We start from the raw sequence: 17,998 nt of genomic DNA, 5'->3' as shown, positions 1-17,998 counted from the left end.
AGCCACGACGGCGCCGCAGCCGAACGACAGCCTAGCCAGGGATGTTGTCGAACGGCGCCGTCAACTGGCGCAGCAACCCCGCCAGTTCACCCCGCTGCGCCCGCGACAGCTCCGCCAGAATCGCCCGCTCCTGATCAAGCAACCCCGCAAGCGCCTGGTCGGCCCGATCGCGCCCCTCGGCGGTCAGCCGGACCAGCACACCGCGCCGGTCGCTCGGATCGGGCAGCCGCTCCACCAGACCCTTCTTGGCCAGGCGGTCGATGCGGTTCGTCATCGTCCCCGAGGTGACCAGGGTCTGCGTCAGCAACTGTCCCGGCGAGAGCTGATACGGCGTCCCGGCGCGCCGCAGCGCCGTGAGCACGTCGAACTCCCAGGGCTCCAGGCTGTGTTCGGAGAAGGCCAGCCGACGTGCGCGGTCCAGGTGCCGGGCCAGTCTGCTCACCCGGCTGAGCACCTCGAGCGGTTCCACGTCGAGGTCCGGGCGCTCCCGGCGCCACGCTGCGACCAGCCGATCGACCTCGTCCTCCATGACGATCAGTGTAGTGGTTGTGTCGATGTGAAGTCTCTTGACGTCAAGCTTCTTGACCGCGAGCTAAATCTCGGGGCAGGCTGGGTACCCGTCAGCCACGGTCGTTCCCCTCCCGGAGGCCCCCATGTCCGCCCCCACCTGGGACCCCGCCCAGTACCTGCGCCACGCCGACCACCGCGCCCGCCCCTTCGCCGACCTCCTGGCCCGCGTCCCCGATCTGCCCGGCACCCCGCCCCGCATCGCCGACCTCGGCTGCGGCCCCGGCAATGTCACCACCCTCCTCGCCGAACGCTGGCCCACCGCGCACATCACCGGCTACGACAACTCGCCCGAGATGCTGTCCCGAGCCGAGGCTCATGCGGGCCCCACGGCAGGCGGCGGTCACCTCGACTTCGCCCCCGCCGACGTCCGCACCTGGGAGCCCGTACGGCCGTACGACCTGATCGTCAGCAATGCCACGCTGCAGTGGGTCCCCGGGCACGTGGACCGTTTCGCGGACTGGATCTCCGGGCTGACCCCCGGCGGCACCTTCGCCTTCCAGGTGCCCGGCAACTTCGCCGCCCCCAGCCACCGCCTGATGCGCGAACTCGCCCACTCCCCGCGCTTCCACGACCGCCTCGCCGCCGCCCTCCGCCACGACGACGCCGTCCTCGCCCCCGAGACCTACCTGGCACACCTGACCGCCCTGGGCTGCACGGCCGACGTCTGGGAGACGACGTACATCCATCTCCTCCAGGGCGAAGACCCGGTGCTCGACTGGGTAAAGGGGACCGGCCTGCGCCCCGTCCTCACGGCGCTCGCCGGCGACCCCGACGAACGGGACGCCTTCGTCGACGCCTACCGGACCGCCCTGCGCACGGCCTATCCGGCCACGCCGTACGGCACCCCGTTCCCGTTCCGCCGCATCTTCGCCGTCGCCCGCAAGGAGGAGTGATGATCACCGCCGTCGACCATGTCCAGCTCGCGGCGCCGCCCGGCTCGGAGGAGCGGCTGCGGTCGTACTACGTCGATGTCCTCGGCCTGACCGAGATACCCAAGCCGCCCGCGCTCGCCGCGCGTGGGGGCTGCTGGTTCCAGTCTGGGCCGGTGCAGGTGCACCTGGGGATCGACGAGGACTTCATGCCCGCGCGGAAGGCCCACCCGGGGCTGCGGGTCGCCGGGATCGAGACGTACGCCGCCCGGCTCGAAGTTCATGGGGCGACCGTCATCTGGGACGAGAATCTGCCGGGGTACCGCCGCTTCTACTCCGAGGATCCCGTCGGCAACCGACTGGAGTTCCTGGAGCCGGACCGGTGAGGGCGACGTAAGCTCCGAGGCCCCCAGCGGCAGGTCACGGACGGGGCCGTCCCAGCAGCCGCCTGACTTCCTCGTGCGGAATGCCTTCTTCGAGCGTGCCCTCTGCCTTGCGGCGCCGGTATTCGGCGATGGCGAGGGAGTCTTCGAGATCCTCGACCAGCTGAGGCGAGACCAGCAGCGCAGTCACACGCCCATCGTCCGTGAGGGCGATGGTCTCGCGACCGTGCGCCACTCGCGATCCGTCGATTTCAGCTCTTCCGCCGCCCTATCAACCGCGGCTTCGCCTCCAGCCCGTCCAGCCCGTGCCACGCCAGGTTCACCAGATGAGCCGCGACCTCCGCCTTCTTCGGGCGGCGGACGTCGAGCCACCACTGGCCGGTGAGGGCGACCATGCCGACCAGGGCCTGGGCGTAGAGGGGGGCCAGCTTGGGGTCGAAGCCGCGCCTCTTGAACTCGCGGCCGAGGATGTCCTCCACCTGGGTGGCGATGTCCGAGATGAGGGAGGCGAAGGAACCCGTGGACTGGGGGATGGGGGAGTCGCGGACGAGGATGCGGAAGCCGTCCGTGTACTCCTCGATGTAGTCGAGCAGGGCGAAGGCGGCTTGCTCGCAGAGTTCTCGTGGGTGGCCCGCCGTGAGTGAGCTCGTCACCATGTCCAGCAGGCGGCGCATCTCGCGGTCCACCACCACCGCGTACAGGCCCTCCTTGCCGCCGAAGTGCTCGTACACCACCGGTTTGGAGACCCCGGCCTTCGCCGCGATCTCCTCCACCGACGTGGCCTCGAAGCCCCTCTCCGCGAAGAGGGTGCGACCGATCTCCAGCAGCTGCTGGCGGCGCTCCGCTCCCGTCATTCGGGTTCGGCGCGCTCGCCGCGGCTTCTCATTGCTGGAGGTGCTGGGATCGGTCGCCACGCCGTCAATCATGCAGCCTCGGCGGGCGCCTTCCCCCGCTGGGAGCTGTCGTTCTCGGTGTTACGGCGGGAATCGATACGCGAGCGTGACGGCCAGCGCACGTCGTACGCCCAGCCGAACTGCTCGCACCAGCGGATGATCCGGGCCGAGGAGTCGATCTGGCCGCGCTCCACACCGTGCCGCGCGGAGGTCGGGTCGGCGTGGTGCAGGTTGTGCCAGGACTCACCGCAGGACAGGACCGCCAGCCACCACACGTTGCCGGACTTGTCACGCGACTTGAAGGGGCGCTTGCCGACCGCGTGGCAGATCGAGTTGATCGACCAGGTCACATGGTGCAACAGCGCCACTCGAACGAGTGACCCCCAGAAGAAGCCCGTGAACGCGCCCCACCACGACATCGTCACCAGCCCGCCGATCAGCGCGGGCAGGGCGAGGGAGAGCACCGTCCAGTAGAGGAACTGACGGGAGATCGTCCGGATCGCGTCGTCCTTGATCAGATCCGGCGCGTACTTGTCCTGCGGCGTCCGCTCCTCGTCGAACATCCAGCCGATGTGCGCCCACCACAGCCCCTTGAGCAGCGCCGGGAGCGTCTCTCCGTAACGCCACGGAGAGTGCGGGTCACCCTCCGCGTCGGAGAACTTGTGGTGCTTGCGGTGGTCCGCGACCCAGCGGACCAGCGGGCCCTCCACCGCCATCGAACCGGCGATGGCGAGTGCGATGCGCAACGGGCGTTTTGCCTTGAAGGAGCCGTGGGTGAAGTAGCGGTGGTAGCCGATCGTGACGCCGTGGCAGGCGAAGAAGTAGAAGAAGACCAGCAGACCGAGGTCCAGCCAGCTCACTCCCCAGCCCCAGGCCAGCGGCACCGCCGCGGCGAGCGCGAGGAAGGGGACGACGATGAAGAGGAGGAGCGCGAGCTGCTCGACGCGCCCCTTCTTCTCGCCGCCGAGCGTGGCCTTCGGGAGTGGGGTGTTGTTGGGCGCCTTCGGGGCGTCGTCGATCACATCGGAGCTCGTGGTCATGGGGCGTCCCCTGTGGGGTTCGTGGGTTGAGGCAAGTGCCCGGGCTGGGAACCCAGGTTCGTCGAGGGCTCTGACGGGAGTCCCTACGGTTCCGTAACCTACGGCGACGTAAGTATGGCAGCGCGTCGCCGGTCGGCAAGAGCCCGTGGGCCTGCGCGTCCGCACGGACACCTATCCTTAGGAATCGGTCGGACAGCGCGGTCCGCTCTGATTAATTCCCGGATGCCCGGCCCGTATGCGGCCCCCGCCGCGCGACCACACCCCGGGTCCCCTCCAGATGAGCTTCAACACTGCAAGGAGCCGCACCTGTGAGCAGTGCCGACGACCAGACCACGACCAGCAGTGAGCTGCGCGCCGACATCAGGCGGCTGGGCGATCTCCTCGGCGAGACCCTCGTCCGCCAGGAAGGCCCTGAGCTGCTGGAACTCGTCGAGAAGGTCCGCCGCCTCACCCGTGAGGACGGCGAGGCCGCCGCCGAGCTGCTGCGCGGCACGGAACTGGACACCGCGGCCAAGCTGGTCCGCGCCTTCTCCACCTACTTCCACCTGGCCAACGTCACCGAGCAGGTCCACCGCGGCCGGGAGCTGCGCGCCAAGCGTGCCGCCGAGGGCGGACTCCTCGCCCGTACGGCCGACCGGCTGAAGGACGCCGACCCCGAGCACCTGCGCGAGACGGTCAAGCACCTCAACGTTCGTCCCGTGTTCACGGCCCACCCGACCGAGGCCGCGCGCCGTTCGGTGCTCAACAAGCTCCGGCGCATCGCCGCGCTCCTGGAGACCCCGGTCATCGAGTCCGACCGCCGCCGCTACGACACCCGGCTGGCCGAGAACATCGACCTCGTCTGGCAGACGGACGAGCTGCGCGTCGTACGCCCCGAGCCCGCGGACGAGGCCCGCAACGCGATCTACTACCTCGACGAACTGCACGCCGGCGCCGTCGGTGACGTACTGGAAGACCTCACCGCCGAGCTGGAGCGCGTCGGTGTGAAGCTCCCCGACGACACCCGCCCGCTCACCTTCGGCACCTGGATCGGCGGCGACCGCGACGGCAACCCCAACGTGACGCCCGAGGTCACCTGGGAGGTGCTGATCCTCCAGCACGAGCACGGCATCAACGACGCCCTGGAGATGATCGACGAGCTGCGCGGCTTCCTGTCGAACTCCATCCGCTACACCGGAGCGACCGAAGAACTGCTCACGTCGCTGCAGGACGACCTCGAACGCCTGCCGGAGATCAGCCCGCGCTACAAGCGGCTCAACGCCGAGGAGCCCTACCGGCTCAAGGCCACCTGCGTCCGGCAGAAGCTGGAGAACACCAAGCAGCGCCTCGCCACCGGCACCCCGCACGAGCCGGGCCGCGACTACCTCGGCACCTCCGAGCTGCTGCAGGACCTGACCCTGATCCAGACCTCGCTCAGGGAGCACCGCGGCGGACTGTTCGCGGAAGGCCGGATGAACCGTACGATCCGTACGCTCGCCGCCTTCGGCCTCCAGCTCGCCACCATGGACGTCCGCGAACACGCCGACGCCCACCACCACGCCCTCGGCCAGCTCTTCGACCGCCTGGGCGAGGAGTCCTGGCGGTACGAGGACATGCCCCGCGAGTACCGCCTCAAGCTGCTCGCCAAGGAGCTCCGTTCCCGCAGGCCGCTGGGCCCGACCCCGGCACCCGTCGACGCGGCCGGCGCGAAGACCCTCGGCGTGTTCGAGACCGTCAAGCGGGCCCTGGAGGTCTTCGGACCCGAGGTCGTCGAGTCGTACATCATCTCCATGTGCCAGGGCGCCGACGACGTCTTCGCCGCCGCCGTGCTGGCGCGCGAGGCGGGCCTGATCGATCTGCACGCCGGCTGGGCGAAGATCGGCATCGTGCCCCTCCTTGAGACCACCGACGAGCTCAAGGCCGCCGACACGATCCTGGAGGACATGCTTTCCGACCCGTCGTACCGCAGGCTCGTGGCCCTGCGCGGGGACGTGCAGGAGGTCATGCTCGGCTACTCCGACTCCTCCAAGTTCGGCGGCATCACCACCTCGCAGTGGGAGATCCACCGCGCCCAGCGCCGCCTGCGTGACGTGGCGCATCGTTATGGCGTGCGTCTGAGGCTGTTCCACGGCCGCGGCGGCACCGTCGGCCGCGGTGGCGGCCCCTCCCACGACGCGATCCTCGCCCAGCCCTGGGGCACCCTGGAGGGCGAGATCAAGGTGACCGAGCAGGGCGAGGTCATCTCCGACAAGTACCTCGTGCCGTCCCTGGCCAGGGAGAACCTGGAGCTGACCGTCGCGGCCACCCTCCAGGCCTCCGCCCTGCACACGGCCCCGCGTCAGTCGGTCGAGGCGCTGGCCCGCTGGGACGCAGCGATGGACGTCGTGTCGGACGCCGCGCACGCCGCCTACCGCAGGCTGGTGGAGGACCCGGACCTCCCCGCGTACTTCTTCGCCGCCACCCCCGTCGACCAGCTCGCCGACCTCCACCTCGGCTCACGCCCGTCCCGCCGCCCCGACTCCGGCGCCGGACTCGACGGCCTGCGCGCCATCCCGTGGGTGTTCGGCTGGACCCAGTCCCGGCAGATCGTGCCGGGCTGGTTCGGCGTCGGCTCCGGCCTGAAGGCGCTGCGCGAGGCGGGCTTGGACACCGTCCTCGCCGAGATGCACGAGCAGTGGCACTTCTTCCGCAACTTCATCTCCAACGTCGAGATGACCCTCGCCAAGACGGACCTGCGGATCGCCGCCCACTACGTCGACACCCTCGTCCCCGACGACCTCAAGCACGTCTTCGACACCATCAAGGCCGAGCACGAGCTGACCGTCGCCGAGGTACTGAAGATCACCGGCGAACAGGAACTCCTCGACGCCACCCCGGTCCTGAAGCAGACCTTCACCATCCGCGACGCCTACCTGGACCCCATCTCCTACCTCCAGGTCACCCTGCTCAAGCGCCAGCGGGACGCCGCGGCGGCCGGCGAGGAGCCGGATCCGCTGCTGGCGCGGGCGCTGCTGCTCACGGTGAACGGTGTGGCGGCGGGACTGCGCAACACCGGCTGATCATTCCTGTTACGACGGTGCCCCCGGCCTCTGCGGAGAGGCCGGGGGCACCGTCGTACCGGGACGTCAGGCTGACTTGCGACGCCGGAACACCAGGTAGCCGCCCGCCGCCAGCAGCGCCGCCGCGGCACCGGAGAGCAGGCCGACGGGGGCACCGCTGCCGGTCTCGGCGAGGTCGCCCGCGCCGCTGCCGCCCTGCGCGGAGGGGGAGGAGGACGGCGCGGCTGCCGTCTCCGTGGGGGAGGAGGACGCGGCCGGTTCCTCGGTCGTCGGAGTGGCGGAGGCGCTGGGCGCCGAGCTGCTGCCGCCCTCGTCCTCCTCGCAGTCCGTCCAGAACACCTTGTGCTTCGCGGAGCCGTTCTCGCCCTCGAAGTTCCAGAACAGCTTGTAGTGCCCGTCCGGCAGCGACAGGTCCTCGGTACGGCCGTGGCCCTCGCCGTCCAGAGTGATCGCGCCGGACTTCACCGTCTCGCCCTTGGTCGCGGCGGTCGGGGCCCACGCCTCGATGTGCCAGCCGACCTGCTGGACGGCGTCGAAGCCGAAGGCGTCGAGGTAGAACGTGCACACGTGCGGTTCGTTGCGGCGGAGTTCCTCGCCCGTGGAGGCGTCGTGGATCTTCACCGTGCCGTTGTCACCGGGAGGGGTGGCGTAGGCGGCCGAGGCCAGCAGCAGCGTGGCCGAGACACCGGCGGTCAGCGCGCCGGTGCGGATGAGGGTACGCATGGGCAGTCCATCTTCGGGAGTTGAGCAGGGAAGATGTGGAGGGGGCGGCTCAGCATCCAGCCCCGACTGACCCTGGGTCAATCACGAACGGGCAACGAACAGTTTCCCCACAGAACGCAGCCGCCCCGGACCCCTCAGATCACCACAAATGCGGCCGTGAGCAGCGCTACCCCACTCCCCGCCATGACCCACGCCGTCCGCGCCCGCCCCAGCCCGCCCGCCACCACGACCGAGGCGAGCAGCAGCGCACCACCCATCGGAGCCCAGGAGTACAGGACACCGCCGGGACCGGAGCGCACGACATCACTGCCACCGGGCTTCACCACGACCGTGTACGTCCGCCCCTTTTTCACGGCGACCGTCTTCTCGATGACCACCCGCTCCCGGGGCTGCGACCCTGGCGAGACCGGCGTATACGGCCCGGCACACGTGTCCGCACCGCACCGCGTCACCTCGACCGTGCCGCGCTCCCGGCCCTTCGTCAGCATCACGTACTGCGCCGTCCCCCACGACGCCCACACACCGGCGATCAGAATCAGCGCGGCGACCGTACCCATCGCCGCGAGCCGGCCGAACCGCAGCGCGGTCTCCGTGCCCCGGTGGGAAATGACGGCAGAAGGCATGGCGGGGATCATTGGCCATGCCTGCGAGCTCGGTCAACTCCGGTGGGGGAGATGTCGGGAGTTGTACGTACGTATCTCCGGCCTCAGGAGTTGTACGTGCCCTGCGCCCGCTCCAGCCCCTCGATCACCAGGCACTCCACCGCGTCCGCCGCCCGGTCCACGAGGTAGTCCAGCTCCTTGCGCTCCGCCGCCGAGAAGTCCTTCAGCACGAAGTCCGCGACCTGCATCCGCCCCGGCGGCCGCCCGATCCCGAACCGCACCCGGTGATAGTCCGGCCCCATCACCTTCGTCATCGACTTCAGCCCGTTGTGCCCGTTGTCCCCACCACCGAGCTTCAGCCGCAAGGTGCCGTAGTCGATGTCGAGTTCGTCGTGCACGGCCACGATGTTGCCGACCGGGACCTTGTAGAAGTCCCGCAGTGCGTTGAGGGGCCCGCCGGACAGATTCATGTACGACATCGGCTTCACCAGAACCACCCGCCGGCTCCCCGGCCCCGGCGGCCCGATCCGCCCCTCGACCACCTGCGCCTGCGCCTTCCCGGCCCGCTTGAACTTCCCGCCGATCCGCTCAGCCAGCAGATCCGCCACCATGAACCCGACGTTGTGCCGGTTCATGGCGTACTCGGGCCCGGGATTGCCGAGTCCGGCGATCAGCCAGGGGGCGTTGGCGGAGGTGGTCACGTCTGCGTCTCCTTATGCAGCAGCCGCTGCTCCCCTCCAGGGAGCAGCGGCTGGAGCGTACCGCTGTGGGCAATCGTTCCGCAGGGCGGAGGTGGGCACAGCCTGCAGCGCCGGGTGCCACTGAAGGAGCGGTACGAGGGCTGCGGCCGAACCGCCGGTCAGGCCTCGGCTGCTTCCTCGCCGGCCTCTTCGCCCTCCGGGGCCTCCTCGGCCTGCGCGGCCAGCACCTGGAGGACGACCGTGTCGTCTTCGACGGCCAGCTTGGTGCCGCTCGGCAGGGGGATGTCCTTGGCGAGGATGGAGTCACCGGCCGACAGGCCCTCGACGGACACCGTGACGGACTCGGGGATGTGCGTGGCCTCGGCCTCGACCGGAAGCGCGTTCAGGACGTGCTCCAGCAGGTAGCCACCGGGGGCCAGCTCACCCTCGGTCTGCACGAAGATCTCGACGTTGACCTTCTCGCCCCGCTTCACGAGCAGCAGGTCGACGTGCTCAAGGAAGCCCTTCAGCGGGTCACGCTGCACGGCCTTCGGGATCGCCAGCTCGTTCGTCTTGCCGTCGATGTCCAGGGCGATCAGGACGTTCGGCGTACGCAGCGCGAGCAGGAGCTCGTGGCCCGGAAGGGTCAGGTGCAGCGGGTCGCCACCGTGGCCGTACAGGACACCGGGAACCTTCGCGTCACGACGGATACGGCGGGCAGCGCCCTTGCCGAACTCGGTGCGGGTCTCGGCGGAGATCTTTACCTCGGACATGCTTTGCACTCCTCGTATGGGTGAGAGCGGACAAGGTCACCCGGCCACGAACGGCCTGCTACGAAGAGCGCGTCGATAACGGACAGCCGTACCGCAATGGGTACGGCCTCCCTCGCCGAGCAACTTCAGCAGTCTACTCGGCAGGGGAGGCCGTACCCAAAAGGATCTTCGAGGAGCCCTACTGCGCGGCCCTTACTGCTCGTCGAAGAGGCTCGTCACCGAACCGTCCTCGAACACCTCGCGCACCGCGCTCGCGATCGTCGGCGCGATCGACAGCACCGTGATCTTGTCCAGGTCGCTGCCCAGCTCGGCCGGTGTCGGCAGCGTGTTGGTGAAGATGAACTCGCTCACCCGGGAGTTCTTCAGCCGGTCCGCCGCCGGACCCGACAGCACACCGTGCGTCGCCGTCACGATGACGTCCTCCGCGCCGTGCGCGAACAGGGCATCGGCCGCCCCGCAGATCGTGCCGCCCGTGTCGATCATGTCGTCGACCAGGACACACACGCGGCCCTTGACCTCACCCACGACCTCGTGGACGGTCACCTGGTTCGCCACGTCCTTGTCGCGCCGCTTGTGCACGATCGCGAGCGGCGCACCGAGCCGGTCGCACCAGCGGTCGGCCACCCGCACCCGCCCGGCGTCCGGGGACACGACGGTCAGCTTCGCCTTGTCGACCTTGGCGCCCACATAGTCCGCGAGCAGCGGCAGCGCGAAGAGATGATCGACGGGACCGTCGAAGAAGCCCTGGATCTGGTCGGTGTGCAGATCGACCGTGAGGATCCGGTCCGCACCCGCCGTCTTCATCATGTCCGCGATCAGACGCGCCGAAATCGGTTCACGTCCGCGGTGCTTCTTGTCCTGCCGCGCGTAACCGTAGAAGGGCACGATGACGGTGATGGAGCGGGCCGACGCACGCTTCAGAGCGTCGATCATGATCAGCTGCTCCATGATCCACTGATTGATCGGAGCCGTGTGGCTCTGGATCACAAAGCAGTCCGCACCGCGCGCCGACTCCTCGTAACGGACGTAGATCTCACCGTTCGCGAAGTCGAAGGCCTTCGTCGGGACAACCCCGACACCCAACTGCTGGGCGACCTCCTGGGCAAGCTCGGGGTGGGCGCGGCCGGAGAAGAACATCAACTTCTTCTCGCCGGTCGTCTTGATCCCGGTCACAGCACTGTCTCCTCAGAGGTGTCTCAGCTGGGGTGTGCGGATGTGCACTTATCACGGTACGCCGAGTTTGACGCACCGGTTTCCGGTCAGCCCTCGTCACCGGCCTCCCGGGACGCCGCCTCGGCCGCTTTCGCCGCCGCGCTCCCCGGACGCTTACGAGCCACCCAACCCTCGATATTCCGCTGCTGGCCGCGGGCCACGGCGAGTGAACCGGGCGGAACATCCTTCGTGATCACGGACCCGGCGGCCGTATAGGCGCCGTCCCCGATCGTGACAGGAGCCACAAGCATATTGTCCGCACCGGTACGGCAGTGCGAGCCGATCGTCGTGTGGTGTTTGTCCTGTCCGTCATAGTTCACGAACACGCTCGCGGCACCGATGTTCGTGTACTCACCGATCGTCGCGTCCCCGACATAGGAGAGGTGGGGAACCTTGGTCCCCTCCCCGATCAGGGAGTTCTTCGTCTCGACGTACGTACCGACCTTCGACTTCAGCCCCAGCCGGGTACCGGGCCGCAGATAGGCGTACGGCCCGACGGACGCCTGCGGCCCGACATCGGCACTGTTCGCGACCGTGTTGTCGACCCGCGCACCGGCACCGACCCGGGTGTCCGTGAGTCGGGTGTTGGGGCCGACCTCGGAGCCCTCGCCGAGGTGAGTGGAGCCGTGCAACTGGGTTCCGGGGTGTACGACGACATCCTGCTCGAAGGTCACGGTCACATCGACCCACGTCGTCGCGGGGTCGATGACGGTGACGCCGGCCAGCATCGCGCGGGTCAGCAGACGGTCGTTGAGGATCCGGCGGGCCTCGGAGAGCTGGACCCGGTTGTTGATCCCGGCGATCTCGCGATGGTCGCCGGCGACGGAAGCGCCGACCCGATGACCGGCCTCGCGCAGAATCCCGAGAACATCGGTGAGGTATTCCTCGCCCTGGCTGTTGTCGGTACGGACCTTGCCGAGGGCGTCCGCGAGGAGCTGTCCGTCGAAGGCGAACACACCGGAGTTGATCTCACGGATGGCGCGCTGCGACTCGGACGCGTCCTTGTGCTCGACGATCTCCGTGACAGCGCCGGAGGCACCGTCGCGCACGATGCGGCCGTACCCGGTGGCGTCCGGCACCTCGGCGGTGAGGACGGTGACGGCATTGCCGTCGCCGGAGTGCGTGGCGGCGAGAGCCTGCAGTGTCTCCCCGGTGAGCAACGGAGTGTCCCCGCACACGACGACAACAGTGCCGTCGACGGAACCGCCCAACTCCTCCAGCGCCATCCGCACGGCATGCCCCGTACCGTTCTGCTGCGCCTGAACCGCCGTTCGCACATGCGGGTCGATCTCCGCCAGGTGCGCACCGACCTTCTCCCGCGCGTGACCCACCACGACGACCAGATTCTCGGGCTGCAACTCCCGTGCGGCGGCGAGCACATGACCCACGAGACTGCGGCCACAGATCTCGTGCAGGACCTTGGGTGTGGCCGATTTCATACGGGTGCCCTCACCCGCTGCGAGAACGACGACGGCTGCCGGGCGAATGGCGCTCACGGGATGCCCTTCGGCTGTGGAGGGGGTGGAGTGACATCCGCAGGATACCGGGGGGAATCAGGGCGGACATGAGAGCGGGCCCTGACAGAGCTGTCAGGGCCCGGACCGAGCAGGGCTCCCCCGCCAGGACTCGAACCCGGACAGATGGCACCAAAAGCCACAGTGCTGCCAATTACACCACGGGGGAACAAGCTCGACTGAACCGGACATTTGGCCAGGTCGCCGAGCGGCGCCTCCTACTATGCCGCACCAAGACCCTTTGACGCGACGGCCCCCGCCACGCACCGCCCGTTCCGCGTGAACGATGTGCGATTCAGCAGTTCGAGATATATGGGGCGGTTTCGCTTCTGTTCGGTTACGGAGTGTGGTGTAGGCCAGTCGCGAAAACTCGCCGGAAAACGGGGGGCTTGCGCCCGTAGGCTGGATGCATGACCACGACGGGGGAAGACCACGCACCGGCCCTGACCGGGCCTTGGTGGTGGGCCAGATGGCGCAGCGCCGTGCTCGACGGGAGCTTGGCGTTCGTGTCCGCGCTGGAGTGTGCGGTAGAGGGGATTCCGTTCGCGCGGGATGCCGGGATTCCGGTGGCCGCGGGAGTGGTGTTCGGGGTGCTGGCCGGGTCGGTGCTGGTGATTCGGCGCAAGTGGCCGATAGCCGTCGTCCTCGTCTCGATCGCCATCACGCCCGCCCAGATGGGCTTCCTGATGGCCATCGTCGGTCTGTACACGCTGGCCGCGTCCGAGCTGCCGCGGCGGATCATCGCGTCACTGGCGGGGATGTCGCTGGTGGGGACGTTGATCGTGACGTTTGTGCGGGTGCGGCAGGACATGGCGTCGGGGGATGTGGAGCTGGGGGACTGGTTCGTTCCGTTCGCTTCCATCAGTGCGTCTCTCGGGGTGACCGCGCCGCCCTTGCTGCTGGGGCTGTATGTGGGGGCCCGGCGGCGGTTGATGGAGAGCTTGCGGGAGCGGGCGGATTCGTTGGAGCGGGAGCTGCAACTGCTTGCCGAACGGGCCGAGGAGCGGGCCGAGTGGGCGAGGAACGAGGAACGGACTCGGATCGCGCGAGAGATGCATGACGTCGTCGCGCATCGGGTGAGCCTGATGGTCGTGCATGCGGCCGCGCTGCAGGCGGTGGCTCGGAAGGATCCTGAGAAGGCTGTACGGAATGCCGCGCTCGTGGGGGACATGGGGCGGCAGGCGTTGACCGAGCTGCGGGAGATGCTCGGGGTGTTGCGCAGCGGGGACGGCATCCGGGGGCGAGAGCGTGCGGTGCCGTTGGCGGCGGTGGGGGCGGCTGCGGCCGCCGCTGCGTCGCGGGCTGCCGATGAGGACGGCACGGGCGAGGGGCCCTGCCTGTCCGAGCTGGACGAGTTGATCGGGCAGTCGGCGGCCGCGGGGATGGCCGTGGATTTCTCGGTGGAGGGGGAGTCGCGGCCGTATGCGCCGGAGGTCGAGCAGACCGCTTACCGGGTGGTGCAGGAGGCGTTGACGAACGTCCACAAGCATGCGGCCGGGGCGAAGACGCATGTGCGGCTGGCGCACCGGATGTCGGAGATCGCGATGCAGGTGGAGAACGAGCCGCCACCGGAGGCCGCGTCGTCGGCGCGGTTGCCGTCCGGGGGGAACGGTCTGGTGGGCATGAAGGAGCGGGTCTCCGCGCTGGGCGGGGTGTTTGTGTCGGGGCCGACGGACGCGGGGGGTTTCCGGGTCTCGGCGGTGATTCCGGCGTCGTAGCGGTCGCCTGGGCGGAGTGATGGCCGGGTGCGGTGGTGCCGGGTCGGGGCGGAGCCGGGGCGCGGTGGTGATTGCGGCGTCGTAGCGGTCGCTGGTCGCGGTGATGCCCGTTCGTGTCGGTGGCCGGTCGCGGTGGTGTCGGGCGCGGCGGTGCCCGGTCGGCGGCGGTGGCCGGTCGCGGTGGTGTCGGGGCGCGGTGGTGCCCGGTCGGCGGCGGTGGCCGGTCGCGGTGCTGCCCGGTCGCGTCAGCCTGCGGTGAGTCGTACGGGGGTTATGCCTGCGACGAGGGCGGCGAGGGCCTGGTCGATGTCGGGGCCGAGGTACCAGTCGCCGGTGTGGTCGAGGGCGTAGACGCGGCCTTCGGTGTCGATGGCGAGGATGGACTGGGTGTCGGTTTCGGCGCCGAGGGGGCTGACGTCGGTGTCGAGGGCGCGGCCGAGGTCGCCGAGGGTGCGGGCCATGTGGAGGCCGTGCAGCGGGTCGACGTGGAGGGTCGCGGGGGCGATCTGGCGGCCGGGGGCACCGGGGGTGATGTGGAGTCCGCCGAACTCGGCCCAGGCTTCTACGGCGGCGGGGAAGACGGCGTGGCGGTGGCCCGCGGGTGAGGTGTGTTCGCGGAGTGCGTCGGCCCAGTACTCGGCCTGCTTGATGTCCCAGCGTCCGGGCTGCCAGCCGGCCGCGCGCAGGGCGGCGTCGACGGGCACGGGGAAGCGGGTGGTGGAGGAGCGGTCGGCGTGCATCTGCCCTCAATCTTGCGGGTGTTGGGGACGGGAGTCAGTCGTCGGTCGCCGTGGGGTCGACGATGCGGACGCCGAAGTGAGCGCTGAGGGCGGTGCAGGCGCGGCAGGGTGCGGCGAAGCTGCCGTGCAGGGGGTCGCCGTCCTCGCGGATGCGGCGGGCGGTGAGTTTGGCCTGTTTGAGGGCTTTGCGGGCTTCGCCGTTGGTCATGGGTTTGCGGGCGGCGCGTTTGCTGCGTGCGGCGTCGGCGGTGGCGATGTGTCTGGAGATGAGGATGGTCTCGGCGCAGCGGCCGGTGAAACGGTCGCGTTGGGCGCTGGTGAGGGTGTCCAGGAAGTCCTGGACGAGTGGGTGCAGCGCGGGGGCCTGGTCGCCGCGGGCGGCCGTGCCGGTGAGGGTGGCGCCGCGGACGGAGAGGGCGGCGGCGACGGTGGGGAGTATGCCGTCGCGGCGGTGGTGGAGGGCGGGGACGTGGCGGCTCTCGGCGCTGCTCCAGCCGATTCTGGGGTCGCCGCTCGCGCCCGTGTGAGGTCCCGGGTGTGGTCCCGTTTGCGTCGCGTTCATGATCGTCATCCCCTCCCGTGCATCCCCCCGGATCACACAGAGTGCCAAATGGCGTGGCTGGTGCGGAAGCTGGGGCGGTGCGACACGCCCGGGATTGGGCACGCTGTCACGACGGGGTGACGGCTGGTCACGGAAGCGGAGCGGTGATGACCTGGTGCCGGTGACCGGGTTGGTCGTACCGCATAGGCTGTCGGCACCGCGATGCGCGCGGTCAACGCGTTGGAGACAGTCGAATACGGACCGTGGCGGATCGATGGTGTCCGTCGCGGGGTCGTACAGAGTGCCGCAGGGGGCAACCGCCATGACGACAGGTCGGCTCGGGCAGCAAGCCGCGCCGCCGAACGCGGCCTATGCCGGGCAGGTCGTGCATTTCCCGGACCCGGTCCGGGCGGCCCGTCACCCCAGAGGGGTACGGGTGGACGAGCGCGGCTACCCCGACTTCTCGCCCTATGCGCGTGCGGCTGCGGAGATCGCCGATCCGCCGGAGGGCTTCGGCGTCGATGAGTTGCGGCTGACGGACTATGTGTCGGCGAACGCGGCGTTGGCGGCGTCGGGGCACGAGTTGTGGGACACGATTCCCGCGGTGGCGACGCCGCACGGGTGGACGTGGCATCACGTGGTCGGCTCGCGGCGGCTGGAGCTCGTTCCGGTCGAGGTGAAGGCGTTGCTGCGGCATCACGGTGGTGTGGCGACGGCGGCGGTGGACCAGCACAAGCGGGGCACGCGGCCGTTGCAGGAGACGCGTCCGGCGCATTTCGGTCTGCCGAAGTCGGCGTTGGCGGTGACGGAGACGCAGGTGCTGGGCGTCGAGGAGGACCTCGGGTACCGGCTGCCGGGTGCGTACCGGTCGTTTCTGAAGGCGGCCGGCGGGAGTGCGCCGGTGGGGACCGCGCTGGACGCGGAGTTGGGCCTGCTGATCGACCAGCCGTTCTTCACGGTGCGGGACGAGGCGGCCGTCAACGACCTGGTCTACGTCAACAAGTGCCTGCGCGACCACCTGACCAAGGATTACCTGGCCGTCGGGTTTGTGCAGGGCGGTTTGCTGGCCGTGAAGGTGAAGGGCGAGCGGATCGGTTCGGTGTGGTTCTGCTCGTACGACGACGCGCGCGACGTCGATCCCTCGTGGGCGCCCGCGGAGCGGGTGGAGCGGTTGCTGTTGCCGTGCGGGGAGGACTTCGACGCGTTCCTGTCCCGGCTGGCGGGGTCGCCGCCGGAACTGGAGACCGTGGCGAATCTGATGGTGGACGGCGGGTTCGCGCGGTCCGTTCCGGTGTCCGGGGAGTGAGCTGACCGATGGTGACGTTCGCGCAGGCGCAGGAGCGCGCGGAAGAGTGGATCAACGGTGATGTGCCGTCGTACCAGCATCGTGAGGTGCGGGTGCGGGAGTTCGAGCTCGGGTTCGTGGTGTGGCCGGAGGACCGCGCCGACGGGCCGCGTTCGGACGGCGGCACGCAGCGGCTGGTGATCGCCCGGGACAGCGGTGAGGCCACGCTGTGGCCGTCGCTGCCGGTCGGTGAGGTGATTCGCCGGTACGAGGAGGAGTACGGCGGCCCGGACGGCGCCGCCGAGCCCGCACCGGCGCCGGCCGCTCCGGCGCGGGTGGACCTGAATCAGACGTCGTTCTTGCTGACGCCGCCGGAGTGGTTGCAGGAGGCGGCGGATCAGCTGGGGATTGCGGATCGGCGGGGTGCCACTGCTGGGGCGTCGGGTTCGGGTTCGAGCGCGGGTGCGGATCAGGCACCGGCTGCGGCTGCGGCTGGTGGCGCCTCGGATGGTGCTGGTGCCGGAGTCGGTGCGTCGGAGACCGGTGGGGGTGCGGGGGTGCGTGCGGGGGCTCCCAGTGGTCCCGGGGTGCCTGCCGGGGCGACCCCGTGGGCCGGGACGGACACCAACGCGGATGCGGGGGACGACCGTTCGGTGCCGCTGCCCGAGACCGTGTTCGCGCCGCCGCTGAGCGGGGCCGACGACGAGACGTCGCCGCCTGCGGCGCCGGACGCCAAGACGGCGTTGATGTCGGGGGGCAGCCAGCTTCCGCCGACGGCGCAGGAGCCGGCGATCGATGCGCCGGGTGCACCGGGTGGGAGCATGCCGCCGCCCGCGCCGTCGTACGGCTATCCGCAAGGCCCGGGTGGAGCGGGTGCGCCTGGTGCGCCGTCGTACGGGTATCCCCAGGGCCCGGGTGGTGCTGATGCCGGTACGTCGTCTCCGGGTGCGCCGGGGCGGCCGCTCGCACCGAACGCCGAGGACATCGCCGACGCGGCGACGAGCAAGGCGGGGCCGCCGCGGGCGGCGCGGGGCGGGGCAGTGCCGCCGCCTCCTCCGCCGGGTGCTCCGGGAGCGCCGGGTGCGCGGGCGGGTGGCCCGCCGCCTCCGCCGCCGCCCGGGCCCGGTGCGCCGGGTACGCCGGCGGGCGGCTATGTGCCGACCCAGCTTGTGTCGGCGCTCGGCCCCGACGGTTCCGAGGGACCGGGCGGTACGGGTGGTGGCCCGCAGACGCCGGGTGCGCCCGGCGGTACACCTCCGGGCGGCGTTCACCATGCCGCCACGGTGCTGTCCGATCCCGGCCGGATGGGGCCGGGGTCTCCGGGCGCGCCTCAGCCTCCGGGCGCCCCGGGCATGCCGGGTGCGCAAGGCTCTTCCGGCGGCCAGGGTGCCGTACACCACGCGGAGACCGTGCTGTC

17 protein-coding genes, 1 tRNA gene and 1 pseudogene are annotated in these 17,998 nt (G+C 70.0%); 6 read left to right on the top strand and 13 right to left on the bottom strand.

Annotated elements, in window-relative coordinates; genetic code table 11:
- Positions 1-31 precede the first annotated feature (31 nt).
- Positions 32-529, bottom strand: coding sequence for a MarR family transcriptional regulator TamR (tamR, locus tag ACTWQO_RS45310; RefSeq protein WP_443243242.1), 498 nt, complete (start codon positions 527-529; stop codon positions 32-34).
- Between the two features lie 124 nt (positions 530-653).
- Between tamR and ACTWQO_RS45305 the strand changes: the two genes are divergently transcribed.
- Positions 654-1,463: a trans-aconitate 2-methyltransferase gene (locus ACTWQO_RS45305; protein ID WP_443243241.1), complete on the top strand. Its 810-nt coding sequence runs from the start codon at positions 654-656 to the stop codon at positions 1,461-1,463.
- Positions 1,463-1,825 carry a glyoxalase gene (locus ACTWQO_RS45300; RefSeq protein ID WP_443243240.1) on the top strand — a complete coding sequence of 121 codons (363 nt, stop codon included), beginning with the start codon at positions 1,463-1,465 and terminating at the stop codon, positions 1,823-1,825. Before ACTWQO_RS45305 ends, ACTWQO_RS45300 begins: the two co-directional genes overlap by 1 nt.
- Before the next feature lie 34 nt (positions 1,826-1,859).
- Here ACTWQO_RS45300 and ACTWQO_RS45295 read toward each other — a convergent pair whose 3' ends face one another.
- From ACTWQO_RS45295 to ACTWQO_RS45285, 3 genes are read right to left on the bottom strand one after another with little or no spacing between them, the layout of a single operon-like run.
- Positions 1,860-2,072, bottom strand: a complete 213-nt coding sequence (locus ACTWQO_RS45295; RefSeq protein ID WP_443243251.1) for a type II toxin-antitoxin system prevent-host-death family antitoxin — start codon at positions 2,070-2,072, stop codon at positions 1,860-1,862.
- Between the two features lies 1 nt (position 2,073).
- Positions 2,074-2,748, bottom strand: coding sequence for a TetR/AcrR family transcriptional regulator (locus ACTWQO_RS45290; RefSeq protein WP_210576453.1), 675 nt, complete (start codon positions 2,746-2,748; stop codon positions 2,074-2,076).
- Positions 2,745-3,755: an acyl-CoA desaturase gene (locus ACTWQO_RS45285; RefSeq protein ID WP_443243239.1), complete on the bottom strand. Its 1,011-nt coding sequence runs from the start codon at positions 3,753-3,755 to the stop codon at positions 2,745-2,747. Before ACTWQO_RS45285 ends, ACTWQO_RS45290 begins: the two co-directional genes overlap by 4 nt.
- A gap of 308 nt (positions 3,756-4,063) precedes the next feature.
- Between ACTWQO_RS45285 and ppc the strand changes: the two genes are divergently transcribed.
- Positions 4,064-6,793, top strand: a complete 2,730-nt coding sequence (gene ppc / locus ACTWQO_RS45280; RefSeq protein WP_443243238.1) for a phosphoenolpyruvate carboxylase — start codon at positions 4,064-4,066, stop codon at positions 6,791-6,793.
- A gap of 66 nt (positions 6,794-6,859) precedes the next feature.
- Here the strand turns inward: ppc and ACTWQO_RS45275 are convergent, their stop codons facing one another.
- The 7 genes from ACTWQO_RS45275 to ACTWQO_RS45245 all read right to left on the bottom strand — a co-directional run bounded on the left by ACTWQO_RS45275 (position 6,860) and on the right by ACTWQO_RS45245 (position 12,466).
- Entirely contained in the window at positions 6,860-7,516 is a 657-nt protein-coding gene (locus ACTWQO_RS45275) for an LPXTG cell wall anchor domain-containing protein (RefSeq protein WP_443243237.1), read from the bottom strand.
- A gap of 134 nt (positions 7,517-7,650) precedes the next feature.
- Entirely contained in the window at positions 7,651-8,139 is a 489-nt protein-coding gene (locus ACTWQO_RS45270; RefSeq protein ID WP_443243236.1) for a hypothetical protein, read from the bottom strand.
- 83 nt (positions 8,140-8,222) lie between these two features.
- Positions 8,223-8,819 carry an aminoacyl-tRNA hydrolase gene (pth, locus tag ACTWQO_RS45265; protein ID WP_443243235.1) on the bottom strand — a complete coding sequence of 199 codons (597 nt, stop codon included), beginning with the start codon at positions 8,817-8,819 and terminating at the stop codon, positions 8,223-8,225.
- Between the two features lie 158 nt (positions 8,820-8,977).
- Positions 8,978-9,571 (bottom strand): 50S ribosomal protein L25/general stress protein Ctc, encoded by a 594-nt coding sequence (locus ACTWQO_RS45260; protein WP_443243234.1) that lies wholly within the window; start codon positions 9,569-9,571, stop codon positions 8,978-8,980.
- A gap of 192 nt (positions 9,572-9,763) precedes the next feature.
- On the bottom strand, positions 9,764-10,744 hold the full coding sequence (locus tag ACTWQO_RS45255; RefSeq protein ID WP_443243233.1) for a ribose-phosphate diphosphokinase: 981 nt from the start codon (positions 10,742-10,744) through the stop codon (positions 9,764-9,766).
- A gap of 86 nt (positions 10,745-10,830) precedes the next feature.
- Positions 10,831-12,279, bottom strand: coding sequence for a bifunctional UDP-N-acetylglucosamine diphosphorylase/glucosamine-1-phosphate N-acetyltransferase GlmU (glmU, locus tag ACTWQO_RS45250; protein ID WP_443243232.1), 1,449 nt, complete (start codon positions 12,277-12,279; stop codon positions 10,831-10,833).
- 115 nt (positions 12,280-12,394) lie between these two features.
- A tRNA-Gln gene (locus ACTWQO_RS45245) sits at positions 12,395-12,466 on the bottom strand.
- 241 nt (positions 12,467-12,707) lie between these two features.
- Between ACTWQO_RS45245 and ACTWQO_RS45240 the strand changes: the two genes are divergently transcribed.
- Complete coding sequence (locus ACTWQO_RS45240; RefSeq protein WP_443243231.1) at positions 12,708-14,015, top strand: sensor histidine kinase; 1,308 nt, start codon at positions 12,708-12,710, stop codon at positions 14,013-14,015.
- A 245-nt stretch (positions 14,016-14,260) separates the two neighbouring features.
- Here the strand turns inward: ACTWQO_RS45240 and ACTWQO_RS45235 are convergent, their stop codons facing one another.
- Complete coding sequence (locus ACTWQO_RS45235; protein WP_328363172.1) at positions 14,261-14,755, bottom strand: SUKH-3 domain-containing protein; 495 nt, start codon at positions 14,753-14,755, stop codon at positions 14,261-14,263.
- A gap of 34 nt (positions 14,756-14,789) precedes the next feature.
- Positions 14,790-15,326 (bottom strand): YwqJ-related putative deaminase, encoded by a 537-nt coding sequence (locus ACTWQO_RS45230; RefSeq protein WP_443243230.1) that lies wholly within the window; start codon positions 15,324-15,326, stop codon positions 14,790-14,792.
- A gap of 292 nt (positions 15,327-15,618) precedes the next feature.
- Between ACTWQO_RS45230 and ACTWQO_RS45225 the strand changes: the two genes are divergently transcribed.
- Together ACTWQO_RS45225 and ACTWQO_RS45220 are read left to right on the top strand one after the other, a co-directional pair.
- Positions 15,619-16,602 carry an SMI1/KNR4 family protein gene (locus ACTWQO_RS45225; RefSeq protein WP_443243229.1) on the top strand — a complete coding sequence of 328 codons (984 nt, stop codon included), beginning with the start codon at positions 15,619-15,621 and terminating at the stop codon, positions 16,600-16,602.
- An 8-nt stretch (positions 16,603-16,610) separates the two neighbouring features.
- Positions 16,611-17,998 (top strand): annotated as a pseudogene (locus ACTWQO_RS45220) (SUKH-4 family immunity protein); the annotation flags it as partial.

Origin of the sequence: Streptomyces sp. 4N124, from assembly GCF_052245395.1 — a bacterium.
GTDB lineage: Bacteria > Actinomycetota > Actinomycetes > Streptomycetales > Streptomycetaceae > Streptomyces.
The sequence above is the reverse complement of the archived record's forward strand: the minus strand, read 5'-3'. Positions and strand labels throughout refer to the sequence as shown.

Bases quoted from the DNA above. Each gene is read 5' to 3' on its own strand.
- ACTWQO_RS45285 (WP_443243239.1), bottom strand. From the start codon at position 3,755: ATGACCACGAGCTCCGATGTGATCGACGACGCCCCGAAGGCGCCCAAC.
- ACTWQO_RS45235 (WP_328363172.1), bottom strand. From the start codon at position 14,755: ATGCACGCCGACCGCTCCTCCACCACCCGCTTCCCCGTGCCCGTCGAC.
- ACTWQO_RS45270 (WP_443243236.1), bottom strand. From the start codon at position 8,139: ATGCCTTCTGCCGTCATTTCCCACCGGGGCACGGAGACCGCGCTGCGG.
- ACTWQO_RS45225 (WP_443243229.1), top strand. From the start codon at position 15,619: ATGACGACAGGTCGGCTCGGGCAGCAAGCCGCGCCGCCGAACGCGGCC.
- ACTWQO_RS45305 (WP_443243241.1), top strand. From the start codon at position 654: ATGTCCGCCCCCACCTGGGACCCCGCCCAGTACCTGCGCCACGCCGAC.
- ACTWQO_RS45260 (WP_443243234.1), bottom strand. From the start codon at position 9,571: ATGTCCGAGGTAAAGATCTCCGCCGAGACCCGCACCGAGTTCGGCAAG.
- ACTWQO_RS45300 (WP_443243240.1), top strand. From the start codon at position 1,463: ATGATCACCGCCGTCGACCATGTCCAGCTCGCGGCGCCGCCCGGCTCG.
- ACTWQO_RS45240 (WP_443243231.1), top strand. From the start codon at position 12,708: ATGACCACGACGGGGGAAGACCACGCACCGGCCCTGACCGGGCCTTGG.
- ACTWQO_RS45290 (WP_210576453.1), bottom strand. From the start codon at position 2,748: ATGATTGACGGCGTGGCGACCGATCCCAGCACCTCCAGCAATGAGAAG.
- tamR (WP_443243242.1), bottom strand. From the start codon at position 529: ATGGAGGACGAGGTCGATCGGCTGGTCGCAGCGTGGCGCCGGGAGCGC.
- ACTWQO_RS45275 (WP_443243237.1), bottom strand. From the start codon at position 7,516: ATGCGTACCCTCATCCGCACCGGCGCGCTGACCGCCGGTGTCTCGGCC.
- ACTWQO_RS45230 (WP_443243230.1), bottom strand. From the start codon at position 15,326: ATGACGATCATGAACGCGACGCAAACGGGACCACACCCGGGACCTCAC.